This window comes from Snodgrassella sp. M0110, from assembly GCF_016101465.1.
GTDB classification, from domain to species: domain Bacteria; phylum Pseudomonadota; class Gammaproteobacteria; order Burkholderiales; family Neisseriaceae; genus Snodgrassella; species Snodgrassella alvi.
Map to the genome: position 1 here is coordinate 1 of NZ_JACFQM010000041.1, position 276 is coordinate 276.

General features: G+C 54.0%; 1 pseudogene. It reads right to left on the reverse strand.

From position 1 onward, the window contains the following. Window positions 1-276 (reverse strand): annotated as a pseudogene (locus tag H3T84_RS12025) (type IV secretion protein Rhs); the annotation flags it as partial.

Consider the following 276-nt stretch of genomic DNA (forward strand, 5'->3'; position numbering starts at 1 on the left):
TCAGGTCGGTATGGAAGTAGTAGATGTGTTGTTCCTGATTACCGTTTCTGTCTATCCGCGCCAGCGGTTCATAGCTGCCTTCATCGGTATACAGATACAGGCTCTGCCGTTTGTCTGCGCCGCTTTCCTGAATCATTTGCAGCCCGTCCCACAGGAAGGTGGTGCGGTTGCATGGTTTGCCGTCACGGTCCAGCCGGTGTTTTTCAATCCGCCGGCCGAGGGCATCGTAGACGTAGCCGTAGCGTTCAGTATGGTTTAGCTGTTCGATACGCACTT